This window comes from Verrucomicrobiota bacterium (genome assembly GCA_039027815.1).
Taxonomy (GTDB): domain Bacteria; phylum Verrucomicrobiota; class Verrucomicrobiia; order Verrucomicrobiales; family JBCCJK01; genus JBCCJK01.
The window spans coordinates 19335-44594 of the sequence record JBCCJK010000022.1 but is presented as its reverse complement, the minus strand read 5'-3'; the positions used below and the strand labels follow the sequence as shown (position 1 = coordinate 44594).

Annotated in this window: 19 protein-coding genes; 9 read left to right on the top strand and 10 right to left on the bottom strand. The window is 61.6% G+C overall.

The features are described 5' to 3' along the window. Positions 1 to 183: 183 nt before the first annotated feature. A complete protein-coding gene (gene cimA, locus AAF555_07605) occupies positions 184 to 1761 on the bottom strand; it encodes a citramalate synthase (protein MEM6911436.1) in 1578 nt (525 codons plus the stop codon). 96 nt (positions 1762 to 1857) lie between these two features. Between cimA and AAF555_07600 the strand changes: the two genes are divergently transcribed. Genes AAF555_07600 through AAF555_07585 form a run of 4 tightly spaced genes read left to right on the top strand, consistent with a single transcriptional unit; the run spans position 1858 to position 6077 of the window. Next, positions 1858 to 2670: a hypothetical protein gene (locus tag AAF555_07600; GenBank protein ID MEM6911435.1), complete on the top strand. Its 813-nt coding sequence runs from the start codon at positions 1858 to 1860 to the stop codon at positions 2668 to 2670. 14 nt (positions 2671 to 2684) lie between these two features. Continuing rightward, positions 2685 to 3410, top strand: coding sequence for a deoxyribose-phosphate aldolase (gene deoC / locus AAF555_07595; protein MEM6911434.1), 726 nt, complete (start codon positions 2685 to 2687; stop codon positions 3408 to 3410). A gap of 13 nt (positions 3411 to 3423) precedes the next feature. After that, positions 3424 to 4719 carry a hypothetical protein gene (locus tag AAF555_07590; protein ID MEM6911433.1) on the top strand — a complete coding sequence of 432 codons (1296 nt, stop codon included), beginning with the start codon at positions 3424 to 3426 and terminating at the stop codon, positions 4717 to 4719. Further along, complete coding sequence (locus AAF555_07585; GenBank protein ID MEM6911432.1) at positions 4716 to 6077, top strand: MBL fold metallo-hydrolase; 1362 nt, start codon at positions 4716 to 4718, stop codon at positions 6075 to 6077. The genes AAF555_07590 and AAF555_07585 overlap by 4 nt, the downstream gene beginning before the upstream one ends. 38 nt (positions 6078 to 6115) lie before the next feature. On the opposite strand, the gene tpiA is transcribed toward AAF555_07585, so the two are convergent. From tpiA to ftsH, 4 genes are all read right to left on the bottom strand, one after another. Next, a complete protein-coding gene (gene tpiA / locus AAF555_07580; protein ID MEM6911431.1) occupies positions 6116 to 6916 on the bottom strand; it encodes a triose-phosphate isomerase in 801 nt (266 codons plus the stop codon). A 33-nt stretch (positions 6917 to 6949) separates the two neighbouring features. Further along, entirely contained in the window at positions 6950 to 8146 is a 1197-nt protein-coding gene (locus AAF555_07575) for a phosphoglycerate kinase (GenBank protein MEM6911430.1), read from the bottom strand. Between the two features lie 67 nt (positions 8147 to 8213). Beyond that, positions 8214 to 9239 carry a type I glyceraldehyde-3-phosphate dehydrogenase gene (gene gap, locus AAF555_07570; GenBank protein MEM6911429.1) on the bottom strand — a complete coding sequence of 342 codons (1026 nt, stop codon included), beginning with the start codon at positions 9237 to 9239 and terminating at the stop codon, positions 8214 to 8216. Positions 9240 to 9466: 227 nt separating this feature from the next. Then, a complete protein-coding gene (ftsH, locus tag AAF555_07565) occupies positions 9467 to 11536 on the bottom strand; it encodes an ATP-dependent zinc metalloprotease FtsH (GenBank protein MEM6911428.1) in 2070 nt (689 codons plus the stop codon). Positions 11537 to 11768: 232 nt separating this feature from the next. On the opposite strand from ftsH, the gene AAF555_07560 reads away from it, so the two are divergent. Then, a complete protein-coding gene (locus tag AAF555_07560) occupies positions 11769 to 15368 on the top strand; it encodes an ATP-binding cassette domain-containing protein (GenBank protein ID MEM6911427.1) in 3600 nt (1199 codons plus the stop codon). 214 nt (positions 15369 to 15582) lie between these two features. Here AAF555_07560 and AAF555_07555 read toward each other — a convergent pair whose 3' ends face one another. Together AAF555_07555 and AAF555_07550 are read right to left on the bottom strand one after the other, a co-directional pair. Continuing rightward, positions 15583 to 16332 (bottom strand): hypothetical protein, encoded by a 750-nt coding sequence (locus AAF555_07555; GenBank protein ID MEM6911426.1) that lies wholly within the window; start codon positions 16330 to 16332, stop codon positions 15583 to 15585. Then, positions 16298 to 17101 (bottom strand): ParA family protein, encoded by an 804-nt coding sequence (locus AAF555_07550; GenBank protein MEM6911425.1) that lies wholly within the window; start codon positions 17099 to 17101, stop codon positions 16298 to 16300. The genes AAF555_07555 and AAF555_07550 overlap by 35 nt, the downstream gene beginning before the upstream one ends. A gap of 191 nt (positions 17102 to 17292) precedes the next feature. Between AAF555_07550 and AAF555_07545 the strand changes: the two genes are divergently transcribed. From AAF555_07545 to hisH, 3 genes are read left to right on the top strand one after another with little or no spacing between them, the layout of a single operon-like run. Then, entirely contained in the window at positions 17293 to 18471 is a 1179-nt protein-coding gene (locus AAF555_07545) for a PTPDL family protein (GenBank protein ID MEM6911424.1), read from the top strand. 55 nt (positions 18472 to 18526) lie between these two features. Beyond that, positions 18527 to 19120, top strand: a complete 594-nt coding sequence (gene hisB, locus AAF555_07540; GenBank protein ID MEM6911423.1) for an imidazoleglycerol-phosphate dehydratase HisB — start codon at positions 18527 to 18529, stop codon at positions 19118 to 19120. After that, entirely contained in the window at positions 19120 to 19731 is a 612-nt protein-coding gene (hisH, locus tag AAF555_07535; GenBank protein ID MEM6911422.1) for an imidazole glycerol phosphate synthase subunit HisH, read from the top strand. Before hisB ends, hisH begins: the two co-directional genes overlap by 1 nt. On the opposite strand, the gene AAF555_07530 is transcribed toward hisH, so the two are convergent. The 3 genes from AAF555_07530 to AAF555_07520 are packed head-to-tail and all read right to left on the bottom strand — an operon-like array spanning position 19728 to position 23356. After that, complete coding sequence (locus tag AAF555_07530; GenBank protein MEM6911421.1) at positions 19728 to 22088, bottom strand: tetratricopeptide repeat protein; 2361 nt, start codon at positions 22086 to 22088, stop codon at positions 19728 to 19730. The two genes, hisH and AAF555_07530, sit on opposite strands and share 4 nt — an antisense overlap. Further along, the gene (locus tag AAF555_07525) at positions 22085 to 22504 is read right to left on the bottom strand and encodes a biopolymer transporter ExbD (GenBank protein ID MEM6911420.1); all 420 of its coding nucleotides are present in this window, start codon (positions 22502 to 22504) and stop codon (positions 22085 to 22087) included. The genes AAF555_07530 and AAF555_07525 overlap by 4 nt, the downstream gene beginning before the upstream one ends. A gap of 15 nt (positions 22505 to 22519) precedes the next feature. After that, entirely contained in the window at positions 22520 to 23356 is an 837-nt protein-coding gene (locus AAF555_07520) for a MotA/TolQ/ExbB proton channel family protein (GenBank protein MEM6911419.1), read from the bottom strand. A 253-nt stretch (positions 23357 to 23609) separates the two neighbouring features. Here AAF555_07520 and AAF555_07515 point away from each other — a divergent pair, with 253 nt between their 5' ends. Beyond that, positions 23610 to 25226 (top strand): excinuclease ABC subunit UvrC, encoded by a 1617-nt coding sequence (locus AAF555_07515; protein ID MEM6911418.1) that lies wholly within the window; start codon positions 23610 to 23612, stop codon positions 25224 to 25226. The last annotated feature ends 34 nt before the right edge of the window (positions 25227 to 25260 follow it).

Genomic DNA, 25260 nt, shown 5'->3' with positions numbered 1-25260 from the left:
GGTAGAATGGCCGAGTGGATTTCGGGCCAGACCAAGGCGCGACGAGGGCGCGGTGCAGGCACCGTAACCGAGGAGCAACGCAGGGCTGGCTCGAAAGACACCGGCTCTCCCTTCCACGCGCTTCAGCGCCTCTTCCCCACATCACCTTCCCTCCATTCTTCCAGTCAATTCTGGAGCTTGGTATTAGGCGCTCTTTCTGCCTTGGAGAAAGAGATCGAGCCCTTCGGTCAGCGCGATCCAACTGGCCTCGATGATGCTCTCGCTCACGCCCACCGTCCCCCATTCACGCAAGCCGTCGGTGTGCACGATGAGGACCCGCGTCTTGGCGGCGGTTGCGCTCGTGCTATCGATGATCCGAACCTTGTAATCGGCCAAACTGACTCGCTCGATCTCGGGAACAAACCGCTGCAAGCCCTGTCGCAGGGCCTTGTCCAAGGCGTTCACCACCCCGTGCCCCTCGGCCACGGTGTAGGCATGCTCCTCCCCATGAAGCAATTTTACAGTGGCCTCACAAACCGGCGAGTGGCCATCGCCATAACGCCGGAAGCTGCAGTGGTACTCCCGTAACTCCCAGGGCTTTTGGTAGAGCCCCAATTCCTTGCGAATCAAAAGCTCCAGAGAACCGCTGGCGGTCTCATAAGAATACCCCTCATTCTCCCGCTCCTTGACCTTCTTGAGCACGGCCTTGGCCTCCGGGCTGCCCTTTTCCAAGGGCAGTCCCAGCTCCCGGGACTTCATGAGAATGTTCGACTGGCCGGCCAAGTCACTCACCAAAATGTGGGTTTCGTTCCCCACGGCCTCGGGAGCGATGTGTTCGTAACTACGGCGAATTTTCTGGACCGCATTCACGTGCATCCCACCTTTGTGGGTGAAGCAATTCTTGCCCACGAAGGGCGCGCTCGCGTCATGGGGCATGTTGCCGGTGTCATCCACGAAGAAGCTCAGTTCCCGGAGTTTGGAAAGATCCGGCACCACGGGATGGTTCATCTTCAATTGCAGCGCGGGGATCACGCTCGTGAGATTGCAGTTTCCGGTGCGTTCTCCGTAGCCATTGATGGTCCCCTGCACCTGACGCCCCCCCGCCCGCACCGCAGCCAGCGCATTGGCCACACCCAAGCCGCAATCATCATGGGTGTGAATGCCGAAAGGAAGGGAGCAAGCGGCCGAGACCTGGGCCGCAATTTGAGAAACTTCCTCCGGGAGCGTGCCCCCATTGGTATCGCAGAGCACCAAAAGATCGGCCCCGCCGGCTTCCGCTGCCAGGAGGGTAGCCAGCGCGTGCTCGGGATCCTCCTTGAACCCATCAAAAAAATGCTCGGCATCATAGATGACCTCCTTGCCATGCGCTTTGAAAAAGCGGGCGGTGTCGGCAATCATGGAGCGGTTCTCTTCGGGCGTCGTTCGGAGAACCTCCGTCACATGGAGGGCCCAGCTCTTGCCAAAAAAGGTCACCACAGGCGTCTCGGCTGCCAGCAGGGTCGCGATTTGAGGGTCCTCTTCGACCGCCAGATCCGCTCGTCTCGTGCTGCCGAAGGCGGCCATCTTGGCGTGTTTCCAGGAGCGTTTCTTGGCCTCTTCGAAGAAGGCCACATCCTTGGGATTGGAACCGGGCCAGCCGCCCTCGATGTAATCGATGCCGAAGGCATCCAGCCGCTCAGCAATTCGGATTTTGTCGAAGCTGCTGAGATTGAAATCAGCGCCCTGGGTTCCATCGCGCAAGGTGGTGTCATAGAGGGTGACGGGCTGGCTGGGGGAGGTCATGGCAACCGGGAGAATACCGGCTTTCCCGGAAAAATCCAGTCGGCAAGCCCCTTCGCGAGTTGAAAGAGACCCCGCCATCCGTAGGCTGGCCGCCTCGTGTTCTCTTTCCTCCTCGTGGTCGGCATCTTTGTCCTGGCCTTCGCCTGCCGGACCTTCGCGGAACCGCGTTTGCGAAGATTGGGGGCGGTGGGCTTGGTGGTCGGGAGCTTCCTCGCAGGCTACTTTCTGGTGGGGATCTGGTTGGGAGTGCTGGCCGCTTTGGTGTGGTTTTGTCTCCCTTGGTATGAAATCCTGACCCGCATCCGCCATCTTCGCCTCCCGCTGGACAAACGCTTTCGCGAGGGCCGAGCCCCCATGGCCGAAATCGCGGAACCCTTGCAACACCTCAGTGGCGAGGTGGAGGAGAGCCACTTTCGCTTTGTGGCGGACTTCGGATGGGACTGGCAAGACATGCGCCACTTCTTTCGCATCTACTACCACTCCGAAAAACGCATGCAGGCCACCATCGCCGCGCTCGAGCAAAATGGCCTGACCTTTCTTTTTCTCTCCGTCAGCAATCGCACGACCGATGGCCAGGTCCTCCGCACCTGGAACTACCCCTTCAGCTACACCTTGGCCCACCCGCCCGCACTCAAGCTCCAGCGCGCCACCGACATCCGGACCTTTGAAGATCTCTTGCTCCGGCACGAGCTGCACCTTTCGCGAAACCAAGTGGGAGACACCAAGATCCGAGAGATCGATGAAACGCAGTTCCGCGAGGAGATGGAGAAAGAAATCCTCCAGCAAACCGATTACAATCTGCAAAACGGCCTCATCGTGAAGGCGGATGAAACCACCTTCCGCTACTCCTGGCGCGGCCTGGTTTACCTTTGGCGACAGTTCCTCATCGATCTCTTGAAATACAGCTAAGCTCCACCCACCCGATGTTTGAATTCCTCGACCTGACCGATCTCAGCTCCACCTCTGGTCCCGCCACCATCAAGGCTCTTTGTAAACGGGCCTCCGATCCGGCCGGGGACGGTTCCGTTCCAGCCTGCGCCGGCGTCTGTGTCTACGCCCATCATCTGCCGCTCGTCGTCAGCCAGCTCGCAGGGAAAGCGCCCAAGAGTGTCGTCGTGGCGGGAGGCTTTCCCCATGGTCTCTCCAGCCCCTTATCCAAGACCCGGGAAATCGAGGACTGCGTGGCAGCGGGGGCCGAGGAGATCGACATCGTGTTCAATCGAGCCAACTTCCTCTCGGGCCAAGAGACCGCCGCCCTGACCGACTTGAAACTCCAGAGAGAAGCGGCCGGGGATGCCTACCTCAAGATCATCTTGGAAATCTGCGAGCTGGGCGATTCCGAGACCATCCGCCGCGCCTCCGAACTGGCCCTGCAAGCAGGGGCCGATTTCCTGAAAACCTCCACCGGCAAGTCCACCTCCGGCGCTAGCCTGAGCGGCTCCCGGCCCATGCTGGAAGCCATCCGCGATCACGCGCAAAAGACCGGCCAAGCGGTCGGTTTCAAAGCGGCTGGCGGGGTCCGCACTCGGGAAGAGGGCCAGGCCTACCTCGATCTGGTGAACGAGATTCTCGGGGAGAAATGGATGAACGCCGATCGTTTTCGCCTCGGCGCGAGCAGCCTCTTGCAGAGTCTGCTGGACTCGCGTTAAGGGGCTCCTCTTCATGCCCCCACTTCGTTTTTTTGCTTTTGGCGTTCTCGCCTCGCTCGCTCTCGGTCTGAGCGCTTGGCTTGGGCGCGGCCCTCTCGCTGCGCTGGAGGGCCCTCTCCTGGGCCTGTTTCTGAACGGGGGCGTCTCCCTTCCAGGATTCGAGCAAGCCCAATTCCAATCGTCTTCCACCACTCCGACCCATTTCTCGTATGTCGCCACCCACGCGGCCAAAGCCGAGCAAGCCCGCGTTCTCCTGGTGGCCTTTACCGAAGAAGATCGAGACCTCTTTTTGGAATGGCCGCCCTCGCCCCTCGATCTCGCCACCGTCCTGGCCCCCATTCGGCAAGCAGGCTCCGCCACCATTGCGCTCATCGACTTGCCAGACTGGCAGGGGCAACCGGCCACCCACCTCCGCGTCCTGCTGCGCCAACTGCAAGCCACGCCCTCCGTTTTCTGGAGCGCCCGGGGAGAGAGCCTCCTCGACCCCTCTCTCAGCGTGCTCCAAAGCGAGCGACTGGCCCACACACCCCTTCCCCCGGAGCAGGGCAGCCAACTGCCTGGCCTCGATCGCTTGGTCCAACTGCCCAGCCCCGACGTCCTCTGGGAAAAGCAGCCCCTCGCCATCCTTTGGCCAGACCTCTTCGACGCCTCCCACCCTGAAGGCCTGCGCCTGCCGACCGCGGTCCGTCATCGGGACCGGGCCTGCCTCTTGACCGGCTTGGCCGCCGCCCTCTCCGCCTCGAAGCTGTCCCCCCAAGACCTCCATTGGAAAGAAAGTGGCTGGCAATTGCCCGGGGTCTTCCTCCCGGCGAGCGCCGACGGCGGCCTGCTGCTGGACGCGGACGCCCTCTCGCTGGATCGCGTGACAGCCTCCGATCTAGCGAGCGGCCTGGCCGACCTAGCGCGGCCTCTCGAAGACTACTCCCTAGTCGTCGCGGGGAGCGATCAAGAAGCCGACCGTTCTCTGGACGGCCCTCGAGGCCGACTTTCCCTGGCGGCGGCCCATGCCCATCTGGCCCAATTCATCCTGCGGGAAATCCAATCGAAAGAAACCCTCTCCCTGGCCCGGGCGGGCCTGCTCGGGAACCTCGCTCCTCCCTTCTTGGCCTTTCTATTACTCTGGGCCTGTCTTCCCCGCAGCCAAGCAGACCGGTGGCTCTTCACGCTCATGGCAGGGGCGACCTATCTTCTGGTCGTCTTTGTCTTTCTGGGCGAATCCCAGACCGCCTTGCCGCTCCTGGTCCCCGGTCTAAGCCTCTTGACCCTTCCGTTTCTTGCCCCGAGGCTCCGCCCTCTCCGCTCGGCATGACCCACTTCTTTCGCAACCTGACCTGCGCCAACGAAATCGGTGCCAACTCCTACTACCTGGAAGTGGGGGGAACCAAGTTGGTGCTGGATAGCGGGATGCATCCAAAGCGGGAAGCTCGCGAATCGCTCCCCCATCACCAAACCATTCGCGATGAGGTCCTGGACGCCATCCTCGTGACCCACTCTCACCTCGATCACGTGGGCAGCTTGCCGGTGCTCATGCGGCAACACCCGGCGGCCGAAGTCCACATGACAGAACCCTGCCGGGCCCTGGCCGAGGCCATGCTGCACAATTCGGTCAACGTCATGATGTCGAAACGCGAGGAGCTGGACATCACCGAGTATCCCTTCTTCAGCCACGGCGAGCTGGACGACCTCTTTCCGGGCATCCGCGGCCATGGTTTGGAAAAGGCGTTTTACCTCGATCGCAGTGAGGTGGTGGTCAGCTTCCACGATGCCGGCCACATTCTGGGCGCGGCCGGGGTGCTTTTGGAGCACGGAGGGAAGCGCCTCTTCTACACGGGCGACGTCAATTTCGACTCCCAGACCATTCTTCAAGGGGCCAACTTCCCTCAAGAACCCGTCGACGTCCTCATCATGGAAACGACCCGAGGCGACGCCCCTCGCCCGCCCGGCTTCTCGCGGGCCCGTGAAATTGAACGACTGGCGGACTGCATCGAAGCGACCTTCGACCGGGCGGGAGGCGTCCTCATTCCCGTCTTTGCGATCGGCAAAACCCAAGAACTCCTCCTGACGCTCAATCAGCTCAAGATCGACGGAAAAATCCGCAATGCGCCCATTCACATCGGCGGCTTGAGCACCAAGATGACCACCATTTACGACAAGTTCGCTCACCGCTGGCCCCGGCACTACCCGGGCTTTCGCATCCTGGATCAGATGTCGGTCACCGTCGCCTCCCGCAAACGCCGCAAGGCCATTCGCTACAGCCCGGGGAGCCTCTACGCTCTTTCCAGCGGCATGATGACCGAAAACACCGTCTCCAACGGCTTCGCCCGCCACTTCCTCCCCAACTCCCGCAACGGGCTCTTCTTCGTGGGCTACGCCGACCCCGACTCCCCAGCCGGAAAAATTCTGGCAGCCCAACCGGGCGAGCAAATCGAACTCGATCCCCGGCAGAGAACGGTGCCTCTCGAGTGCCAAGTAGAGCGCTTTGACTTCAGCGGCCACGCCGACCGCGAGGCCTTGCGCGCTTATGCCAATCAGCTACAGCCAAAAAAGATCTTCCTGGTTCACGGCGACCGCCAGGCCAGCGAATGGTTCCAGCAGACCCTAAGCGCGGACATGCCAGCGTGCGAAGTGCTCTTGCCGGAGCCGGGCCAAGACATCCCGCTTTGGTGAGCGGAGACCAAACGGCCCGGTCCGCTGGGAGAGCCGCCTCATCCGGTCGGCTGGGACGAAGCCTCGCCCTTCGCCTGTTCCACGGCAGCCCGCACGATTTCCTGGAAACTCGGTGCTTCTAGACTGGCTCCCCCTACCAGGCCACCGTCCACGTCCGGCTGGCTGAGGAGTTTGGCCGCGTTGTTGGGCTTCATGCTGCCGCCATACTGGATGCGCACCTTGCTCGCGGTGTCTTCATCGAAGATCTCGCCTAGCACTTGGCGAACGAAAGCGTGGGCTTCCTGGGCCTGCTCCGGGGTCGCGGTGCGCCCGGTGCCGATCGCCCAAACCGGCTCGTAGGCGATCACGGTATTGACCATGCGGCGCGGTCCCAGTCCGGCCAAGCCCGCCTCCAGTTGCCCGCGGAGCACGGCTTCGATCTGGTCCGCGTCCCTTTCCTCAAGCGTCTCGCCGACACAGAAAATCGGCATCAGCTTGGCCTCGTGGGCCGCCAGCACCTTCTTGTTGATGAGCGCATCGTCCTCTCCGTAGAGGGAGCGGCGTTCGCTATGCCCGAGAATGACATACTTCACCCCACACTCCAAGAGCATGCGGGCGCTGATCTCTCCGGTGTGCGCGCCGGCGGGCTCGGCCGACATATTTTGCGCGCCCAACTCCACCGCAGGGGACTCCTTGAGAAAGGTCTGGGCCGTGGTGAGCGAAGTGAAGGTGGGACAGAGCACCACGTCCGCGGCGGACTTTTCCGTGAAGTAACGCAGGAAAGGACGAAGGAATTCCTCCGTTTCAGTTTGCGTCATGTGCATTTTCCAGTTGGCGGCAACGATGGGTCGGCGGGGCATTTTGGGTCAGGGTTGAGGGAAGAATCTTAGGGCTCAGGCGTCGGTCAAAGCCGCCACTCCAGGGAGGGTCTTGCCTTCCAGCAGTTCCAGCGAAGCTCCCCCACCCGTGGAAATGAAGGTCATTTGCTCCGCGTAGCCAAACTTTTTGACGGCGGTCACCGAATCACCCCCACCCACGATGGTGATGGCACGGCTCTCGGCGATGGCGCGAGCCACCTCCCGAGTGCCTTTGGAGAAGGCTTCGATTTCGAAGACCCCCATCGGCCCATTCCACACGATGGTGCCAGCGCCCTGGATGACCGCTCGAAAGTTCTCGATCGCCTTGTCCCCAATGTCGATGCCTTCCCAATCAGCCGGGACCTCCCCCCCTTGCCCGAAGGGTTCGGTCACCTTGGTTTCGGCCCCCTCTTTGAATTCCTGGGTGATCCGCGTATCGATCGGCAGAAGCATCTGCACTCCCTTGGATTCCGCTGACTTGAGCAGCTCAATCGCCAGATCCGCCTTGTCGTCCTCCTTGAGGCTCTTGCCCATCTGATAGCCTTGCGCGTGGCGAAACGTATTGGCCATGGCACCGCCGATGATGATGGCGTTGGCCTTGTCGAGGAGGGCCTTGATGACTTCGATTTTGTCTGAGACTTTCGCTCCCCCGAGAATCACCAAAAAGGGGCGATCCGGCTCCTCCAGCTCTCCCTGGAGATACTGGAGTTCTTTCTGCAAGAGGTAGCCGGCCGCGCAGAGCTCGATCGAGGCACACACCCCCGCCGTGGAGGCGTGCGCTCGGTGGGCCGTGCCGAAAGCGTCATTGACATAGACTTCTCCCAAGCGGGCCAGCGCCTGGGCGAACCCCTCTTCGTTCTCCGTTTCCTCGGAGTGAAAACGAACATTCTCCAGCAGGGCGACTTGCCCATTCTCCAAGGCCTCAACCGTGCTCTGGGCGCTCTCTCCGATGGTGTCCTTCGCAAAAGCCACCGGCTTGCCCAGCAATTCGCTCAAGCGTTCGGCGGCGGGGCGGAGGGAGAATTCCGGGTTGGGCTGGCCTTTGGGTCGACCCAGGTGCGACATCAAAATGACTTTCGCCCCCTTGTGAGAAAGTTCCTCAATCGTGGGCAAGGCCGCTTGGATGCGGGTGTCATCCGTGATGAGACCGTCCTGGAGGGGGACATTGAAATCCACCCGCACCAGGACGCGTTTGCCGGTGACGTCGAGGTCTTGAACGTTGAGCTTGGCCATAGGAAAAGAAGGCGCCCCCGGTGCGACGAAGCAGCAAGCCGGGGGCGCAGTTGAAACTCACATTCGGTCAGAGAAGGCCGACTACTTTCCGGGTCAGCTCGACACAGCGGTTCGAGTAACCCCATTCATTGTCATACCAACTGACAAGCTTGAAGAAGGTCGAACTCAAGCCGACCCCCGAACCAGCGTCGAAGATCGAGGAAAGCGGATCGTGGATGAAGTCACTCGAGACCACTTCGTCTTCCGTGTAGCCGAGCACCCCTTGCAGGCTGCCCGTGGAGGCCTCCTTCATCTTGGCGCAGATGGCTTCGTAAGAAGTTTCCTTCTCGGTCTTCACCGTCAGGTCGACCACCGAAACCGTAGGCGTCGGCACGCGGAAGGCCATTCCCGTCAGCTTGCCCTGCACCTCGGGCAGCACGAGACCGACCGCTTTGGCCGCCCCTGTGGTGCTTGGAATGATATTGATGGCTGCGGAACGTCCGCCCTTCCAATCCTTGCGGCTGGCTCCGTCGACCGTCTTCTGGGTCGCGGTGTAGCTGTGCACCGTGGTCATGAGACCTTCCACGATACCGTATTCATCCAAAACCACCTTGGTCATAGGGGCCAGGCAGTTGGTGGTGCAGGAGGCGTTCGAAATGATGTCGTGGTCGGCCGTCAATTCATGGTCATTCACACCGATGACCACCGTCTTGACGCCATCGCCTTTCCCCGGTGCGGAAATGATGACTTTCTTGGCCCCCGCATCGAGGTGGCCCTTGGCTGCTTCGTCGCTTGTGAACAGCCCGGTCGACTCGATCACAATGTCCACGCCCATTTCCTTCCAAGGCATGGCTCCCGGGCCTTCTCGAACGGAGAGCGACTTGATGGTGTGCCCGTTCACAATCAGCGTGTCGTCATCGGGAGCTTCCACGGTTCCGTGGAAGCGGCCTTGGATGGAATCGTATTTCACCAAGTAGGCGAGATTGTCGGCTGAGACGAGATCGTTCACTGCCACGACTTCTAGCTCGTCCCCGAGCAAACCTTGCTCGACGAGCGCGCGGAAAACGAGGCGACCGATGCGTCCGAAGCCGTTGATTGCGATTTTTGCCATGATTCTTGTGGTATTTCTGGTGTTTGCTTGAGGCCCTCCGGCCAGAGTGGCGACACTATGCCGCGTGGGCCTAGAGCGTCAAACCGGACTTGCTAGGAGTGGCCACCACCCCCCCTTTTTCCGCCCAGGCAGAAGGGCCTACTTCGCAAAAGAGGGAGCTCCACCCGGGGGCAGCTCCTTGAAGCCCGCCCCCCGGCTCGTAGCTCTGGCATGCTGCAAGCGGAACCTGATCAAGCGGGCGCCCCGGCCAGTCCGCCCGGAAGGGGGCCCTCTTCGTCCGGTTTGCCCTCTTCTTTCGGCTCGACCTTGGCCTCTTCCGTCGGCAGTTGAGGAGGGGTCGGCGGCGTGGGAGGATTCTTCATCTCTCCATACTCGATGATTTCAGCAATGTGCCGCCCATCCAGGGTCTCGAATTCCAACAGGGCGCGGGCGATTTTTTCGAGCGCGTCCCGATTTTCACCGATCATCTGCTGCGCCTTGGCGTAGGCATCGTCGATGAAGCGCTTGACCTCGGAATCGATTTTTTCCGCGGTGCTCTCGCTGTAGTTCTTGGAGCGCCCCATATCGCGAGCCAGGAACACATTTTCGCTGTTCTCGCCATACTCGACCATCCCGAGTTCGGAACTCATTCCCCATTCGCAGACCATGCGCTTGGCGATGGAAGTGGCCATGCGGATGTCGCCGGAGGCCCCCGTAGTGTAGTTTCCAAAGACCAACTCCTCGGCCACCCTTCCGCCCATGATCATGACCAACTCATCCAAAAGCTCGTAGCGGCGTTGGCTGAACTTGTCCTCCAAGGGCAGAGACATGGCCATGCCGAGAGCCGGACCCCGTGGAATGATGGTGACCTTGTGAAGAGGGTCGGTGTTCTCGAGCAGGACGTTCAAAAGAGCGTGCCCGGCCTCGTGGAAGGCGGTGTTTTCTTTCTCTTTCTCGCTCAGGGCCAGGCTGCGTCGCTCGCGACCCCACCGCACCTTGTCGCGCGCTTCTTCCAACTCAGCCAAGCCGATTCCCTTCAGGCCTTTGCGTGCAGCCAAAAGCGCTGCCTCGTTGATGACGTTCGCCAACTCCGCTCCGGAATACCCGGGGGTGCCGCGAGCGACCACCCCCAGATCGACATTCGCCGAAATTTTCACCTTCTTGGAATGCACTCGGAGAATCTCCTCGCGTCCCTTCACATCAGGAAGATTGACGGTCACTTGGCGATCAAAGCGACCAGGCCGCAAGAGCGCCGGATCGAGGACGTCGGGGCGGTTGGTGGCCGCGATGATGATGACCCCTTCCTGGGTATCGAACCCATCCATCTCCACCAGCAAGGCATTGAGCGTTTGCTCCCGTTCATCGTGCCCGCCTCCCATGCCGTGCCCTCGGTGGCGACCCACCGCATCGATCTCATCTACAAAAATCAAGCAGGGCGCATTCTTCTTCCCCTGTTCGAACATATCGCGGACCCGGCTGGCCCCCACTCCCACGAACATCTCCACAAAATCCGAACCACTGATGCTGAAGAAAGGGACATCGGCCTCGCCCGCGATGGCCTTGGCCAAAAGGGTTTTGCCCGTGCCGGGAGGGCCTACCAAAAGCACGCCCTTGGGAATCTTTCCGCCCAGTCGTTGGAATTTCTTGGGGTCGCGGAGATACTCCACCAGCTCCCAGACCTCTTCCTTGGCCTCTTCCACCCCAGCCACGTTTTTGAAGGTCACCTTGTTGCGGTCCATTGTGAGGAGCTTGGCCTTGCTCTTGCCGAAGTTCATGGCTCCGCGACCTGCGGTCTTCATCTGCTGCCTGATCAGGAAGAAAATGATCAAGACAATCAAAAGGACGGGCAACAGGCTCAAAAGAGCGGCACTCCAGAGGCTCTGCTCATTGTATTCGTAATCGGGAACGATTGGCCCCGTCGTGGTGCCATCGCTCAGCGGCAGGCCTGCTTCGAGGAGGGCCCGCAGCTCCTCCCCCTCCATCGTGACGTTGATGACGGTGCGGAAGGCTTGTTTGACCTCCTTTCCCTCCTTGGTGGTGAGGTAGGTGCCTTCGATGTATTCGCGGGTCCGACCCTCCTCTCGCACGATCTTGAGCGGATTCTCCTCATCGATGACGAGCTGCGAGCTGGCCCAGATTTCACGGAATTTCGGGTAGGAAACCGACTCGATGTTGCGGTCGTTGCCGCGGGTCGTGAAAGCCAGCACGATCAGCAAAAGGGCTACCGAAATGAGGACGAGACCGCGCCAGTTGAAGCCGCCAGATTCTGGGGGCGACTTCTGCTGGGACGGGCCGCCGGAGGAAGAAGGATCTTGAGACATAAGAAATAAGAAAACCGAAGAGACCGACCCAAGATCGATCCTCGCATATTTTTAAAAAACTAGCACTTTTTGGGCAGACAGCCAACGACCGCTGGTGATTCGACAATTGGCGAACTAAATTCTTCCGAAAGCCTTCCTCCCGCGCAGTGTTTCTACGTTTCTGCGAAAAAGCCCGATCCTCATCGCCTTCGCTTGGCGGAGAAGGGTATTGGCCCTATCAGCTGTTTCCGAAATGAGCGCCCCGCCCCAGTCCGATGCCCGCCCGCGCGGTCTCGAAGACGCCACGCCCCAGAGAGACGAGACGCGGGCTCAGGGCTCCCAAGCCTGGCGCGGACGCCTCAGCCGCTTCGTGCGTCGGCGAAAGATCTCGAGTCGGGAGCGGCTCTCCCTGCTCATCAAAGTATTTGCTGGCTTCACCCAAGCCGATGGGGTCTTAGAGCAACGCGAGATCGACTCCATCCTGGGTTTCCTCCGCTACGATTACCCCAAGGCAGTCTACTCGGAACTGCGCGAGGAATTCAAGTCAGCGCTCCGCGAGCCCCAGCGTCCCACCCGAATTGCGCGCCAGCTGGCTGGGCAGCTCACCACGGATGAGAAAGTCCACCTGGGTCTTCAGCTCTATATTCTCCTGGCCCGCTCGGGTCAGGACCAGCAGTTGGAGCTATTTTATCACTTCATGACCGAACTCGAGGTGGCCCGGGAAGCCATCGACCTCGTCTACCAACTCAATCGGGACCCGGAAGCGGAAGCCTGCGAGCTTCCTTCCCTCGACCCCAGCTCGGACAGCACCCAACTGCAAACCCTCCGAATCGCCTGCTGCGGAGGGGCGGACGTCGAATTGCCCTCTCTCGAAAAAGACGAGGAGCTGACCGCCTTTCGGGTCCACAACCTCGTCATCCTCAAGAATACTGGGGAAAAAACCGTCATCGCTCAGGGTCGCGAGCTGAGGCCCGGTGCCTTCGGCCGCATCTATGAAGGCCAGCGCGCGCTCTTGGGCGACACCGTTATGACCTACGGGGACCTCGACTTCTACTTCAACGCCGCCAAGGGCGTGGCCTCCACCCGCATCTACCTCTCTTACAGTGCGAACGGCCACTTCGTGGCCAAGACCCGGAGCAAGACCTCCGAATTGGAACTCACTTTCGGGCTCGACGTCACTCTCCGCGTTCTTCGGCCCACCTCCATTCGGCTCAACCAGCAAAAACTCCAGCCCGGCCAACGCTTGCCCGCCTCGCTCGAAGACAAGTTGCGCTTCGCCGACCAAACAGAAGTCCCGCTGGGCGACCTCCGTCGTCGCGGTCGCGAACTAGGCGGCCGCTTTCCCCTCAAAGCCAGTAAGGCGGAATACCTCGTCTCCAACAATCCCTCCCTCTTGGAACCGGGGGACATCCTCCTTTCGCCCGACTTCGGAGGCGATCTCCTCCTGCGCATCACCTGCAACTACCAGGAGAAAAAAGGCACCCTCTCCATCCTGCAATCGCCCCGCCCGCTCTACCTCGAAGGGCAAGCCATCCGCTTCCGGACCGATCTCGCGGATGGAGATACCATCGTCTTGGGAGAGGGCCACTACCTCCGCGTCCACTACAGCGACCAAACGATCGAAGAGGAGCGCAATATCATCCGCCGCCTCGAAGTCAGCGAACTCAGCCATCGCTACCAAGCCCGCGAAACCGCCCTCGACAGCCTCTCCTTCTCAGTCCGTCGCGGCGAAATGATCGGCGTGATCGGCCCCAGCGGCTGCGGCAAAAGCACCCTCCTGCGGGTCCTCGCCGCACAGCTCAAACCCTCCAGCGGAAAAGTCCTCCTGAATGGCTACAGCCTCTACCGTCACCGGCTGAACCTGGCGCCCTACATCGCCTTCATGCCCCACGAGGAAAGCTTCGACCCTCTTCTGACGGTGCAGGAAAATCTCCGAGCGGCCGCCGCCATCCGGGCTGCGCACCAGCCGGGTCGCGAACGCCGTCGCCGTGTCGAAGGCAAGCTGACCGAACTCGGCTTGGCCGAACGACGCGACCGCCTCGTAGGCGACCCCGCCCGCAAAAGCCTCTCCGGGGGCGAGCGCAAACGGCTCAACATCGGCCTCGACCTCATCGGCATGGCCGACGTCTACCTCTTCGACGAAGCGACCTCCGGGCTCAGCTCGAAAGACTCCGAGCACGTCCTCGAAATCATCAGCGGGATTTCGCACAACAAAATCACCTTCGTCAGCCTCCACCAACCGGGACTGAAACTCTTCCGGATGTTCCACAAAATCCTCGTCTTGGACAAAGGCGGCAAAATGGCCTTCTTCGGCCAGCCCGAGGAAGCGCTTGGCTACTTCCAACAGGCCGCCGAAGAAGAAAACCTCGCCCTCGAATCCGGCGGCACGGAGCGGAGCGCCTTCCTCCCGGACAATATTTTCGACGTCCTCGAATACCCGCTGCGCGACCTCGGGGGCGATATCATTTACGACCGCGATGAAAGCGGCCACCTCGTCCCCGCCCGTCGCTTCACTCCCGAATCCTGGCGAGACCGCTTCCAAGCCCGAGAAGTCACCCAAGAGGCCCAGAAAAGCACCGAAGCTCGGGACGAAAGCGGTCGCCCCGAGCGGGACGCCCTTCCCCGCCCCTCCGCCCTCCATCTCTGGGACGAAGTGGTCCACCTTCGCACCCACTTTCTGCGCTCCTTCCACTCCAAACTGCGCAACCGCAGCAACCTCATCACCACCCTCCTGGAAGCCCCCCTCCTGGCCGCCCTCATCGCCTGGGCCCTCCGCTACTCCGAAGCGGACACTTACAACTTCCAGGACGCCTTCCACATCCCTACCTACCTCTTCCTCTCGCTCGTGGTGGCCATGTTCCTCGGCATGACCAACAGCGCGGACGAAATCATCCGAGACCGCCCCATCCTCTTGCGGGAGCGCAATCACCACCCCCGGCTCTCCTACTACTTGGCCTCGAAATTCGCCGTTCTCGCCCTCTTCGCCGTCCTCCAATGCCTCATCTACCTCTTGGTCGGCAACGCCATCCTCGGCATCCGCGGCATGCTCGGCCCGCACCTCCTCTGGATGAGCGGCTCCGCCCTGGCCGGGATCGGCGTTGGCCTCCTCGTCTCCTCCATCGTGAAAGACGGCAAAACCGCCCTCAACATCATCCCCCTCGTCCTCATCCCACAAATCATCCTGGGGGGCGCCCTCATCAAGTATGAGGAAATGAACCGCAGCCTCCAAGCCCTCCCCTCCTTCACCCAATGGACCGGCCACCGCAGCCAAGACGTCGCAAGCGAACTGGAAGTGCCCCTCCTCTGCGAATTCATGCCCCTACGCTGGGCCTACGAAGGCCTCCTCCTCACGCAGGCGGAATCCAATCCCCTCCAGAGCCAACTGGCCCAAGTCAGCCGAGAAATCGACCGCCTGACCGCCATTCCCCTGGGCGACATGACCGAAGAGGAACTCCAGCAACTCCGCCAATACAAAGACGCCCGCGTCCTCCTTTACAGCTTGGAAGCTCGGGACGCCCAAGCGCTCGATGAGAAAATGGCCACCATCCTGCCGCGAGCGGCCCGGGGCCAGCTTCAGCCGGGCGACTACCGCGCAACCCCAGGAGACCCCACCGTCAGCGCCGAGGAATTGTATCTCAACGAAAAGGTCGGCAACCTCTTCGACAAAGCGGAAATGGAGCGCCTCGACCGCACGCGCGACCAGCAGCCCAACGTCTTCTTCGGACGCGAGAAAACCTACTTCGACCAAGTCCTCCCGACCCGGACCGCCAACACCCTGGCCCTCCTCCTCTTTCCCACCCTCTCGCTCCTCCTCGCCTTCGTGCGCCTCGTCTACCTCAACCGCGTCACCTGAGGCTCCCTAATACCAAGCTGCAGAATTGGCTGGTAGAATGGCCGAGTGGATTTCGGGCCAGACCAAGGCGCGACGAGGGCGCGGTGCAGGCACCGTAACCGAGGAGCAACGCAGCGCTGGCCCGAAAGACACCGGCTCTCCCTTCCCCGCGCTTCAGCGCCTCTTCCCCACACCTCCTTCCCTCCATTCTACCTGTGAATTCTGGAGCTTGGTATTACCCCAAGACCCGCTGCAAGGCGTCCCCCACGGACCGACAGGCCTCCGCGGACAGCACCCGCTCCCCCACCAGCGCCGCGCAAGCTGCGCTCACCCCCGGCAATCCCACCAGGGTCAAGCACCGCCCATCCGGCAAGACTGCCGCGAGGGCGGGCGGGAGCTCTGGGGCCCCGGGATCTTCCCAGAGTCGCGCCAGCCGACTCGCCAGCACCCCCTCCGGACTGGCGGAACCCTCGCCACTCCGCCAGACACTCAAGCCACCCCGATCCAACAACGAACCCTCCTCCACCGGAAAGCTCTCCATCATCCACTGCCCGAGCGATTCCAGCTTCGCCGCATGGCCCTCCCCCCCTGCTTGGAAAGGCGCCACCGCGCCACCCTCCGGACTGGCTTCCTCCACTGAAACTTCGCCTGACTCCGGTTCCTCCGCCTCCTTCCTGTCCTCCCCCTCTGGCCCCTCTGGCAGGGCCGGCTCACTGGGCGGCACCACCCCACCGCGTTCCGCCAACTGGCGCACTTCCGCCAAGCGACGCCGCAGCGCCTCCAAGGCCTCCGGATCGGGCGGAGCCGGGGTGGCCAGGACCCCCTCCGCCTGGTGGCCGGTGGGGGCGGGCGAGGCCGCCTCCGTCTCGAGAGGAGCGGCCTTCGGGAGAGCGGCCACCGCTCGTTCCACTTGGGCCACGTCTTGGGCGAGCCGACGGATCTCTTCTGGATCAGTCCATGAGCGTAGTGAATCCTTCGCTTCCATAGGGAGTTTCTTCGCTTAAGTGGAGTCGCTTTTCCAATTCTTCTGCCAATCGCTCAAAAACAGCCGCTTGCGGCGGCGGCGTCTTCCGCGCCAGCGCCACCGGCGTGCCCGCGGCACTCGCTTCCAAAAAGATCGGGTCCCGCTCAATCGTCTCGCCGAAAACCAGCCCCTCCGGCAGCATCTCGCGGATCTCTTTCACCACCTCCTGGGTGGCCGCCTCCGGGCCGGTCATGGTGAGAAGCACCCCGAGGGCGCGCACCGCCGAGCCCTGCGCCCGACAAGCCTTCACCACCTTCAAAAGACGGCTGACCGAGCGGAGACCGAGCGGCTCGGCCTGTTGCGGGGCCAGCATGCCGTGGGAATGCAGCAGGGCCGCCCGCGTCGCTCCCGAGGTGCCCGCCGGGGTATCCAGGATCACTAACTCCTGGCCGAGCTCCTTCAGGCTCTCCAGCACCGCGCCCATGCCCTCGCTCGGGACGTCCTCGGCCGCCTCCTCCTCGGGATCACAGTGCCCCGCCGGCAGGACCCGGAGATTGCCCAAGCGCGTTTCCAGCAAAACGTCTTTCACCTCGGAATGGCCTGCCACCACCTCGTAAAAGCCGGGACAGCTGGCGGCTTTGCGGCTGAGGGAGAGCGCCACCGAACCCTGGGGATCGATGTCCACCAAGGTCACCCGCCAACGCTTGCGAGCGAAGGCGTAGGCCAGATTCACGGCCAAAGTCGTCTTGCCGACGCCGCCCTTTTGACTCGCGATGGTGAGGATTTTCATGGGGAAGGCACCCAGCATCCACGCGACCCCGTGGCGGCTCAATCGAATTGTTTCTCCTACCGTCGCTACCAGGCCCTCACGGAGTGGCCCGCCCCAGCCCTTTTCCCGCTTGGCAGAACTGCCGAAGCAACCTAGACTCCTCCCCTCGCGCACCCCGAACTCCCCACCCCCTTCCCCCCAAAAAAACCTCTATGAAGAATCGACTTCTTCTCCCACTGGCCACCGCCTGGGTCTGCCTCCTCGGCTCCGCTCTCGCCGACACCGTCGTGACCAAAGACGGCCAAAGTTTCCAGGGCAAAGTGCTCTCCGACACCGAAGCCTACGTCGTGCTCCGGATGGAAATCGGCTCCGGCATCGTGACCGAAAAACGCATCCCCAAAACCGAGGTCGCCTCCATCGATCGGGACAGCCCGGCCAAGAAAGCCCTCTCCCGCCTGAACAGCCTCCTTCCCACCCAGGACCTCCTCACGGCCGAGCAATATGACCGCCTCTTGCAGGAAGTGGTCGAGCCAGCCGTGGCCGAGACCACCGGGACCGACCTGCAAGCCCAAGCCGAGGAAATCGCCTCCGAACTCCGGGCTGAAGCTAGCAAGGCCCGGGAAGGACAAATCCGTTTCAATGGCATCTGGTTCGGTCCGAAAGGCCGCGCCCTCTACCAGCAAGAGATCGCGGCCGGCCGCTTGCTCGCTGGGATGAAGGAGGCGCTCCAGTCCAAGCGTTGGCTGCAAGCGCTCCGAATTTATGAGCGCCTCGAAGGCGAATACCTCCTCACCCAGAGCTACGGGGAAGCCCTCCGCTCCCTGTCTCCCGCTCTCCGAGGCCTCTTGGGAGAGATCAAGCAACAACTCCAGCTGCTCCCGCTCAAATTGCAGGAACAGAGAAAGGGATTGGAAGCCATGACTCCGGCGGAGCGCTCTCGGACAGAGGACGCCATCGCCCAGGAAATGGCGCGCTTCGAGGCCACCTTGGAGCGGGAAGAGGCCTCGGGAACGCGCTGGCTCTCCAGCCATTACTTGGATGAAAAATCGCTCGGAGACAGCGAGGAAACCATCCTCGACGAGGCGGATCGCCTGAAAGCGCTCGATCGCGAAAGCCTGGCCCAAACCAGCGAACAACTTTCCGCCGCCCTCGCCGCCCTCTCAGCTGGCAGCCCGCAGCTAGCCGCGGACAAGCTGGAAGCCGTCTCCAAATCTTTTCACAAGCACCCTCAATTCCTCTTCGTGGAAGAACAAATCGAGGCCGCCTTTTCCCAAGCCCCGGAGCCCCCCACCGAAGCCACGTCTCAGGAAGCCGCCGCTCCCGAAGAAAAGGAAGCCGAAAGTTCGCCAGCGAGCCCGGACAGCCAGGGAGATGCGGCCGAGGGCGCCTAGCTCCCGGCGCCGCGGTTGACAGTCTCTCCCCGCACGGCGAGGGAGCCCCGTAACCATGGCCACCGCGCGCATCGCAGAACAAAGCCGCCGAACCGGCGAGACCGACATCACCGTCTGTCTGGACCTTGACGGTTCAGGAAAATCAAAGATCGAGACCGGCGTGCCCTTTTTTGATCACATGCTCACGCTCTTGGCCAAGCACGGCCTCCTCGACCTAGAGGTCAAGGCGGTGGGCGACATCGAGGTCGATTACCACCACACCGTGGAAGACACCGGCATCGTCCTAGGCCAGTGCTTCAAGCAAGCCCTGGGAGACAAAGTCGGGATCCGCCGCTACGGCTGGTGCCTCCTGCCCATGGATGAATGCCTGGCCCGCGTGGCCCTCGATCTCAGCGGACGCCCCTTCCTCCACTTTGAAGCCCCCGGCAAGCCCGAGCCCGTGCGCGAATTCTCCTTCCAGCTGGTAGAGGAGTTCTTCCGCGCTTTCAGCAATACCCTGGGCTGCAATCTCCACGCGACCATTCTCACGGGGCGCGATAGCCACCACATGGCCGAAGCCCTCTTCAAAGGCTTGGCCAAGTCATTGGAAACCGCCTGCAGCCTCCACCCGCGGGTCACAGGCGTCCCCAGCACCAAGGACGTTCTCTGATGGCGGCCGTCGGCATCGTCGATTACAACAGCGGCAATCTTCTCAGCGTGCAAAACACGCTCCAAGCGCTCGGCGCCGCCCCGCAGCTCCTCCACTCACCGGGAGACTTCGCCCAGGTGGATCGTCTGGTTCTCCCGGGCGTGGGGGCCTTTGGCGATTGTGTCCGCAATCTCCGGGAAAGCGGATTGTGGGACGGTGTCAAAGAGTGGCTTGCCAGCGGCCGGCCCTTCTTTGGCATCTGTGTCGGCTACCAACTGCTCTTCGAGCGGAGTGAAGAATCGCCCGAAGTGGAGGGACTGGCTCACTACCGGGGAATCGTAAAGCGCTTCCCGCGCGGCTCCCTGAAAGTGCCCCACATGGGCTGGAACGTGGCCCGCCCTGTCAGCACCTCGGCCGCGGCCTGGGCAGCCCTTCCAGAAGACCCGCACTTCTACTTCGTGCACTCCTACTACCCGGAACCAGAAGACCCAGCGCTGGTGGCCGCGTGGACCGACTACGGAGTGCGCTTCGCCTCGGCTCTCCAAGACGGCCCCCTCTTCGCGACCCAATTCCACCCAGAGAAAAGCCAAGACAATGGCCTCCAGCTCCTGCGAAATTTCCTTAAAACCTAAAAATCAGGATACTCACTCGCCAAGCGAGCCTGGTATTTGGCGGCCTCATTCCGTTTGCCCGCCGCCTGGAGCGCCCGGGCTGCCCCTGCCAAAGCGCGGGGCGTCACCTCTGGGTGGGTGATATTGAGCGCGGGAATGACGTAATGCTTGGCCGCCTCGTCCGGGTTGCCGCGAGCCATCTCGACATCGCCCTTCTCCAGGCGAAGTGAGGCATTGAGCTGCCCTTCCTTGACCAAGGCCAGGCCGACGTCCGCCGCCGCCAGCGCCTCGTCATAGCGACTCAACTTCCGGAGAGCCTGCGCTTTCAGAATGGCTCCATTGGCTTGGTTGCCTACGTTCTCGACCGTTTCCAAATAAGCCTCGGCCGCCGTGAGCGCACTCTCCGCCGAACCGAGCTGCAAACGCGCCATCGCCAAATAGCGCCACACCAAGCTCTTGGTCAGCTTGGGCTCGCCCGGAGTGGACGCCAGCGCCAAGAACCGCTCTGCTTTTTCAAAACGGTCCCGCTCGAAGAGGGTGGCACCCAACCAAGCCAGGACCCGCGGAGGAATGCGCGTGGCGTCGTCCCGCACTTCCAAAAAGAACTCCACCTCTTCCAAAAGGGGATCCACCAGCTGGAGCGCATACTGGCAGAGAATGATCTGGAGCGAGCAATCGGTTCCAAAGGCCACCTCGTCGAGCTCTCGGGCCCGGGCGAGGTAGGGAACCGCTTCGGCGTATTTTTCCAGTTTGAAGTAACCCGTGCCAATCTTGTAGTTGGCCTCGGGCGCGGCCTTTGTTTCCGGGAACTTCTCCAACAGCCCCTCGAACTGGGCGATCATTTCCGGAACGCGATTCATCTGCTCGTAGGCAAAGGCGCTCTGCTGGTAGGAAAATTCGGCCGCCTTGTGCTCGGGAAAGTCGCGGATGACCTTCTCGTAATCCTCGATGGCCGCGGTGTATTGCTTGGTTTGTTGGTAGCTGAACCCGCGCTGGGCCAGAGCCGTGGGCACCGCGGGGTCGTCTTGGAACCCTCTCACGAAGTCGGTGAAGGCCCCGGCTGCACGACCATAGTTCTTGGCCTCGGCATAGGCCCAAGCCCGGTCATAATAAAAAGTCCGGAGGTGCTGGTCCTCCAGCTTGGTCACACGAATGGCCTCGAAGGCCTGGGTGGCCTCTCCCGGGCGATCCATGTGATGATACAAATGCATGGCCTTGAGAAAGAGCGCGCGGTGGATGTACTTGGAGTCGGGATCAATGGCCGCGACCGTCTTGAGGAAGAAATCCACAAAGTCCGGCATGTTCTTGTCCTCCAGATTGTAGAAGCAAATCAGCTTGCGGTAGCCGGCCTCGACCCGCTCCGGGGCCTCCCCTCCAAAGCTCTCGATGATGCCGAAGACGCGCACCGCCTTAATGAATTGCTCCAATTGCTGGTAAGCGATTCCCACCAGCATGAGCATTTTGAGCCGCGTCTCGTCTTCAAACTTGTAGACCCCGCTTTCGTAGGCCTCGACCACTCCTTGGTGGTCCCCCTGGGCGTGGGCATTGCGGATCAGGCCAAACTGGGCGGCTGGCTTCCAATTGCTCTTGTCAGGCAGGCGGAGCACCTCCTGGAAGTAGCGGTTGGCTTGTTCCAGCTTTTCGTTCTCCGTGTAGAGGAGACCGACCTGCATGAGCGCCTCACTCCGGATGTGAGAAGGAGAGTCCGGACCGGAAAGCGGCAAGAAGGCCGCGAGCGCCTTTTCATCATCGCCCAGCTCTTTCTCAAGGTAGGCGATGCGCAGCTGGGAGGCATCCAGAAACGGATTGCCCTCCCCTTCCTCCACCACCCGTTTGAACTCCAAAAGCGCCTCTTTCTTGCGGTCCAAAAAGGAGAGCGACCAGGCCCGGCGGTAAGAGGCCTCGATCCGGATTTCATCGACCTGCGCCTCATCCCGCGCCAAGCCAAAGAGACGTTCCGCGTCCGCGTGCTGTTCCTCATTGTAATGCATGACCGCCAAGCGGAAGGCCGCCTCGGAAATGTAGGCTCCTGAGCGGTAGCGTTTGATGAGCGCGTGGTAGCCATTGGCCGCCTTGTCCGCCAAGCCCATCTGCAACCAACACTCCGCCAAACGGAAAATGGCGATCCGGGCGTTCGGGTGCGTCTGCCCCTGGCGGAGGTAGCCCTCATACTTGCGAGAGGCGATCTCGAAGTCGCTCTGGCGGAAGGCCAGGTTCGCGAGATCGAAGAGCGGTTGGTTGGCATCCGGCGCCACGGGGCGAGCCGGGACGGCCGGAGGCGTGACCGGACGGGCCGGTCGGATCTCGATCTCGTCCTGAGCCAGAACCTGCCCCACCAGACCGATCGCTAGCAGCCAAATGATCGTTCGTGTTTTCATCCTGATTCCGGGCGCTCGGTGGCAAAGGCCACATTCCATATCTTGGCCTTGGCGCAAATGTCGAGAATTCTCACCACGTCCTCGTAAGCCGTCTGGCGGTCGCCCCGGAGAATGACCGCTTGGTCCTGAAAGACCGCCGCAATGCTGACCAAGCGCTCCAGCAACTGGTCCTCGCTCAAGCTTTGCCCTTCCAGCACGATGGTGCCATCGGCCCGCACATTGATGATGATCTCGCCCACCGTCCGCTCCGGGTCCTCCCCCTCCTCCGCGGCCGGCACCGAAACCTCCAACTCGGTTTCAAAGCGAACAAAGCTCCACGTCACAATGAAAAAAATCAGCAGCAGAAAGACGATGTCGACCATGGGGGCCAACTGGAAAGTCGCCTTCTCGGACTGGACGGTGCTCCGGAACTTCATCAGGGGAGGCTCGTCTTAGAGTCCTTGGGGGTCGCGTCGCTCGCGACCCAAGGCATAGCGGCCATAGGCCTCATCGGGATGGCCTTCGGGCGAGAAGCCTTGCACCGCCCCGCCGCGCTTTTGCTGCGCAGAGAAAAGCGCCATCAAATGGGTGGCAGCCGCCTCCAGCTCCGAGACATAGCTTTGAACCCGGCCTCGGAAGTAGGAATAAAAGACGAGCGCCGGGATCCCCACCACCAAGCCACTGGCCGTCGTGATGAGCGCCTCGGACACCCCCCCGGCAAAGTCCATCTGACGGGCACCGATCTGGGCCGTCTCCGCGATCTCATTGAAGCTCTTGATCATCCCGAGCACCGTTCCCAAGAGACCGACCATGGGCGCGATCGACCCAATGTCGTTCAAGTAGGTGATGCGCTGGTTGAGCAAGCCCGCTTGGCGCGTTCCCTCGGCCTCCGCCACCTCCCGGGCTTCGTCGAAATCGGTCTCCGGATTCTTGGTCACAAAATCCAGCGTCTTGTTCATAACGTGGGAAATCGCCTGGTTGCTGCGGGAGCAAACCGCGATCAGCCCCAGGTAGTCGCGGGAGCGGAGGAGGGACTCCGCTTGGTTCATGAATCGATTGGTCACCACCGTGCCTTTGCGGATGGTGAAAAAGTAGAAAAAAACCAGCAGGACCACGAAAAAGGAAAGGGCCGCCAGCGGATACATCATGATGCCGCCTTGCTGGAGGTAATCGCGAAAAGCGATCCAATCGAGAGGCTCACCCGTTGGCTGGGTCAGGGTCTCGGGAAGCTGCGCCGAGGCCGAGGCCAGCAGCAGGAACGAGAACAGGATCGTGGAAAAGCACTTCATATGGAAAACGCCCCTAGTCTACCCCGTCGGCCGGGCCATGCAAAGGCAAGAGCGCTCCTAGGACGGGAAAGTCCGTAAAAGCTTCAAATCTCCATAATGAAAAAACCGAATTTCATTCCCCGGGGCTCTCCGCACCTGTCCCCCCTCTCCCACTCCCCCTGCCTTGGCCTGGGGGCGCTTGCGATTCCTCCCTCCCCAGAATTGACCCGCAGCGGGTCGAACTCGTAAACTGTCCCTGTAAGCCTCCGGCACCCTGAAACCCGAAAAAACAGACTTCAAAGCCCGCCTGCGAGACGTCCCTCACCGTCCCGGCGTCTATTTGATGCGGGATCGACTCAACAAGGTCATCTACGTAGGCAAGGCGCGCGACCTCCGAAAACGCCTCTCGAACTACTTCCAGCCCTCCCGTCAAACCCTGGCCGAAGCCAAGACTCGGGCCCTCATCCACTCCATTTGGGACTTCGAAATCCACCTCGTCCGCAACGAGCCGGAAGCCCTCCTCCTGGAAGGCAAGCTCATCAAGGAGTTCCGCCCTCGCTACAACATCGCCTTCCGCGATGACAAACGCTTCCTCCTCCTCAAAATCCACCTGGAGGACCCCTACCCCCGCTTCCAGACCACCCGATTGAAAAAACCCGATGGTGCCCGCTACTTCGGCCCCTTCGCCAGCTCCGGCGCCCTCCGCGCCACCCTTGACTGGATCAATAAGGAATACGGCCTCCGCGTCTGTCGGCCCAAGACCCCCGGCGAGCGGGACTACAAACACTGCAACGCAGACGTCATCCGCAACTGCGCCGCGCCCTGCATCGGCCGCGTCAACCGGGACACCTACCGGGAACGGATCGCCTCCGCCTGCTCCTTCCTCGAACGCGGCGATCGCGCCATTCTCAAAAGCGTGAAAGCGGAGATGGAAGAAGCCGCCAGCCAGCTCGACTTCGAACGGGCGGCCCAACTGCGAGACGTCCTCACCAACCTCGAAAAAACCCTCCGTCCCACCCGCCAATTTCGCTCCACCAACACCCAACGCATGGGCGAAGCCATCCAGCCGGAGAGCGACATCGAAGAACTGGGCGAATATCTCCGCCTGAGCGGTCCGCCCAAGCTCATTGAATGCTTCGACATCTCGAACATCAGCACCACCTACAGCGTGGCCTCCATGGTGCGCTTTCGGGACGGCAAACCGGACAATGCCGCCTACCGCCGCTACAAAATCAAAACCCTGGAAAACGCCCAGAACGACTTCGCCTCCATGGCGGAAGTCATTCGCCGCCGTTACTCCCGCATCCTGCTCGAAGCCCGCCAAGCCGCCCGAGACCAAGCCACCGAAACGACCGAAAGCCCACGCGAAGCCACCCAACGGCTCATCCACCAAGCCGAAAAGGCCGAAAGCGAAGGCCGCGCCTCCCAGCGGAAAAAGCCCCTCGTCCGGCTGCCGGACCTCATCGTAGTCGACGGGGGCAAAGGCCAACTCAGCAGCGCCTTGGAAGAGCTTCGACGCCTCGGCCTCCACGATCAACCCATCGTCGGCCTCGCCAAACAACGAGAAGAAATCTTCTTCCCTGGGGAAAGCACGCCTCTCCGGATTCCTCACGACCGCGGATCGCTCAAACTCCTGCAACGCCTGCGCGACGAAGCCCACCGCACCGCCAATGGCTACCACCAACTGCTCATGAAACGCCGGGTCCGGGAAAGCCTCCTCGACGACGTCCCCGGGATCAGCCAGGCCAAGAAAAAGATCCTGCTGGAAAAATTTGGAAGCGTCACCCGCCTCCAAAACGCCTCCGCTGAAGAAATCGCACAAATCAAAGGCATCTCGCGAGCCGGAGCCGAAAAAATCCTCGCCTCCCTCTTGGAAATCTCGGCAATCTAAAGGCAGGCGGCCACCGGAACCCGAACCCTGCTCT